Genomic DNA, 4,312 nt, shown 5'->3' with positions numbered 1-4,312 from the left:
GTATTAATAATTGCGAGAAGTTAGCTTACGAATATTCCAATCAGGAAATTGATCAGGAACATTTACTTTACTGCTTAATGACAGTAGAGGATAGCCTTATTAGTAACCTGATTGAGAAGATGGGAATAGATAAGGCTGGATTTTTATCGGCCATTGAAGATTTACTTAAAGGAAAGACTAAGGTATCAGGAAATGTTCAGTTATACATGAGTGGTGACCTTAATAAAGCACTTATAAATGCAGAAGATGAAGCCAAGAAGATGGGGGATTCTTATGTATCTGTAGAGCATATATTTTTATCATTAATTAAACATGCTAATAAGGGATTAAAGGCGCTTTTTAAGACATATGGAATTACTAGAGATTCTTTCCTTTCAGTTCTTGCAAGCGTTCGTGGCAATCAAAGCGTTACAACAGATAATCCAGAGGCAACTTACGATACACTTTCTAAGTATGCAAGGGATTTAGTTCAGGCAGCAGCTGATGGAAAGCTTGATCCAGTTATTGGTAGAGATAATGAAATACGAAATGTAATTAGAATTCTTAGTCGAAAAACTAAGAATAATCCAGTTCTTATTGGTGAGCCTGGTGTAGGTAAGACAGCGGTTGTTGAAGGACTTGCTCAGCGAATTGTGGCAGGAGATGTGCCAGAGGCTCTAAAGAATAAGAAAATATTTGCTCTTGATATGGGAGCACTTGTTGCAGGTGCTAAGTATAGAGGTGAATTTGAAGAGAGATTAAAGGCTGTACTTGATGAGGTTAAGAACTCAGACGGTGAGATAGTTCTCTTCATTGATGAGATTCACACAATTGTTGGCGCTGGTAAGACTGAGGGTTCAATGGATGCAGGTAATATGTTAAAGCCAATGCTTGCTAGAGGCGAGTTGCATTGCATTGGTGCTACAACACTTGATGAACACAGAGAATACATTGAAAAAGATCCAGCTCTAGAGCGTAGATTCCAACCTGTAATGGTTGATGAACCAACAGTAGAAGATACAATTTCAATACTACGTGGACTTAAGGACAGATATGAAGTATTCCACGGAGTTAAGATTACAGATGGTGCTCTAGTATCTGCTGCAGTGCTTTCTAATAGATATATCAGCGAAAGATTTTTACCAGATAAGGCAATTGACCTTGTGGATGAGGCCTGCGCTATGATAAAGACTGAGCTTGATTCAATGCCAGCAGAACTTGATGAACTTAAGCGTAAGGTTATGCAGCTTGAAATTGAGGAGGCTGCGCTTAAGAAGGAAACAGATAGACTAAGTATGGATAGATTAGCTAGTCTTCAGAGTGAGCTTGCAAGTCTTCGTGATGAATTTAATGCTAAGAAGGCTAAATGGGATGCAGAAAAGGTATCTGTAGATTCCGTTAGTAAGATCAAAGAAGAGTTAGAAGAGGTTAATAAGGAATTACAGGCAGCACAGCGTGATTATGACTTAGAGAGAGCTGCTAAATTACAATATGGTAAATTACCAGAGGTTAAGGCTAGACTTGAAGAAGCCGAAAGGAAGCTATCTGAGAGAGACTTAAGCCTTGTACACGAGTCAGTAACTGAGGAAGAAATTGCTAAGATTATTTCTCGTTGGACAGGAATTCCAGTAGCTAAGTTATCTGAAACAGAAAGAAATAAGACTCTTAATCTTGATAGAGAACTTCATAAGAGAGTTATTGGTCAGGATGAAGGTGTAACTAAGGTAACAGAGGCTATTATTAGATCTAAGGCAGGAATTAAGGATCCATCAAAGCCTATTGGTTCTTTCCTTTTCCTAGGACCTACAGGTGTTGGTAAGACAGAACTTGCTAAAGCTCTAGCAGAAAGTCTTTTTGATGATGAGAGTAATATTGTAAGACTTGATATGTCTGAGTATATGGAGAAGTATTCAGTGTCTAGACTTATTGGTGCGCCTCCAGGATATGTTGGATATGAAGAGGGTGGCCAGCTAACAGAGGCAGTAAGAAGAAAGCCTTATTCAGTTGTTTTATTTGATGAAGTTGAGAAGGCACATCCAGATGTATTTAACGTTCTTTTACAGGTGCTTGATGATGGCCGTGTAACAGATTCTCTTGGTAGAACAGTAGATTTTAAGAACACAATTATTATTATGACAAGTAATATAGGTTCAGAATATCTACTTGAGGGAATTGATGAAAATGGACAGATAAAGGATGAGGCAAGACAGCTTGCAACAAATGATCTTCATGCACACTTTAGACCTGAGTTTATTAATAGACTTGATGAAATCATTATGTTTAAGCCTTTAACTAAGGATAACATTTCAGGTATTGTTAATCTCTTAATTAATGACCTTAATAAGCGACTTGTAGATAAGGAGCTAAAGATAGAATTAAGTGATGATGCTAAGGACTTTATTGTAGAAAATGGATATGATCCTGCGTTTGGTGCAAGACCATTAAAGAGATATGTTCAAAAGACAGTAGAGACTTTAGTTGCTAAGTTAATTCTTGCAGGAGACTTAAACACAGGAGATACTATTGTTATTGAATGTGATGGAAGTGGCCTTGTAGCCAAAAGAAAAATTTAGTGCTTATTTCCTAGATAAATAGCACTCAATAGGAAAATTTTTAATCCGATAATATATTAAAGGAAATGTTTTGTGTACGGAATCTTTTAATTCCCTGTACTTAAACCAGGTGGGGTTAGAGGTTGTATCGAAACATTTTAGGGCATTGCCTAGAAAAGCTGAGGCAGACCATGAGTTTGGTAAGTAATTACCTGTACAAAATGGTTGACCTCAGCTTTTTGTATTAATAAGATTATTAGTCTTTAGATTAGATTTATACGAATTGGTTTGACTTAATGTCATATTCGTAGTCAATAAGCATAAGCTTATATTTTAAATCTGATTCTTTAATATCAAAGGCCTTGCAGAAATCATCAAGGCTTTTATAATTATCTCTTAATTGTGTATTTACATAACTAAGTAACATTACTGGATCCTTTGGCATCTCTAACATATTCACCACCTTTTTAATTCTTATTTACTTATATCAAAAATATCGGACTTTGGCAAATTTTTACATAGGAAAAAACTTATGAAAAATAGTAGTCTCATTTTTTCTAAAATAGATGTATATTGTTGCTGAAAGATATTGAATTTAAGCATATTTTTTGTTAAACTAATGAAAGATAATTATTTGACAATTAAATAACTATATTGAACGCAGTGCCACTGCGTTCATGAGGAAGTAGTGAAGCGGATTCCGAATGTCCGCTTTACACGAACCCAGAGGAGACTATAAAGATTGGGGAATAGTTGAATTTAGGGGATTTCTTTAATGACTTTTTACGATGGAGGTAAAAAATGAAGAAATGGGTTTATTTATTCACTGAAGGTAGAGCCGACATGAGAAACCTTCTTGGTGGTAAGGGCGCTAATTTAGCTGAAATGACCAATATTGGTCTTCCAGTACCACAGGGCTTTACAATTACAACAGAAGCCTGCACTCAGTATTATGAGGATGGAAGAGAAATCAATGATGAGATTAAGGGCCAGATTGAAGAGTATATCTTAAAGATGGAAGAGATAACTGGCAAGAAATTTGGAGATAAGGAAAATCCGCTTCTTGTTTCTGTTCGTTCTGGTGCTAGAGCTTCAATGCCAGGTATGATGGATACAATACTTAATCTTGGACTTAACGAGGAGGTAGTCGAGGTAATTGCTCGTAAGTCTAACAATCCAAGATGGGCTTGGGACTGTTATAGAAGATTTATTCAAATGTATTCAGATGTTGTAATGGAAGTTGGTAAGAAATATTTTGAAGAGCTTATTGACAAGATGAAGGAAAAGAGAGGGGTTAAGCAGGATGTTGATTTAACTGCCGATGACTTAAAGGAACTTGCCGAAAGCTTTAAGAAAGAATACAAGGATAAGATAGGTTCTGATTTCCCAGATGATCCAAAAGAACAGCTTTTTGGCGCAATTAAGGCTGTGTTTAGATCTTGGGATAATCCTAGAGCAAATGTATATAGAAGGGACAATGATATTCCTTACTCATGGGGTACTGCTGTAAATGTGCAATCCATGGCATTTGGTAATATGGGTGATGACTGTGGTACAGGTGTTGCATTTACAAGAGATCCAGCAACAGGAGCTAAGGGTTTGTTTGGTGAGTTTTTAACTAATGCACAGGGTGAGGATGTTGTTGCCGGTGTTCGTACACCAATGCATATTAGTGAGATGGAAGAAAAATTCCCAGAGGCCTTTAAGCAGTTTAAGGAAGTGTGCGAAATCCTTGAAAATCACTACAAGGATATGCAGGATATGGAATTTACAGTAGAGGC

3 protein-coding genes are annotated in these 4,312 nt (G+C 36.6%); 2 read left to right on the top strand and 1 reads right to left on the bottom strand.

Annotated elements, in window-relative coordinates:
• Positions 1 to 2 precede the first annotated feature (2 nt).
• Positions 3 to 2,552, top strand: coding sequence for an ATP-dependent chaperone ClpB (gene clpB, locus QVA17_RS12265; RefSeq protein ID WP_287389270.1), 2,550 nt, complete (start codon positions 3 to 5; stop codon positions 2,550 to 2,552).
• A gap of 253 nt (positions 2,553 to 2,805) precedes the next feature.
• Here clpB and QVA17_RS12260 read toward each other — a convergent pair whose 3' ends face one another.
• On the bottom strand, positions 2,806 to 2,985 hold the full coding sequence (locus QVA17_RS12260) for a DUF4250 domain-containing protein (RefSeq protein WP_031555340.1): 180 nt from the start codon (positions 2,983 to 2,985) through the stop codon (positions 2,806 to 2,808).
• 347 nt (positions 2,986 to 3,332) lie between these two features.
• Between QVA17_RS12260 and QVA17_RS12255 the strand changes: the two genes are divergently transcribed.
• On the top strand, positions 3,333 to 4,312 hold a 980-nt coding region (locus QVA17_RS12255), incomplete at its 3' end, for a PEP/pyruvate-binding domain-containing protein (RefSeq protein ID WP_287389265.1).

The organism is Lachnospira sp. (assembly GCF_016290755.1).
GTDB classification, from domain to species: Bacteria; Bacillota; Clostridia; order Lachnospirales; family Lachnospiraceae; genus Lachnospira; species Lachnospira multipara.
The sequence above is the reverse complement of the archived record's forward strand: the minus strand, read 5'-3'. Positions and strand labels throughout refer to the sequence as shown.

Coding starts and splice junctions, on each gene's coding strand:
- QVA17_RS12260 (WP_031555340.1), bottom strand. CDS start 2,985: ATGTTAGAGATGCCAAAGGATCCAGTAATGTTACTTAGTTATGTAAAT.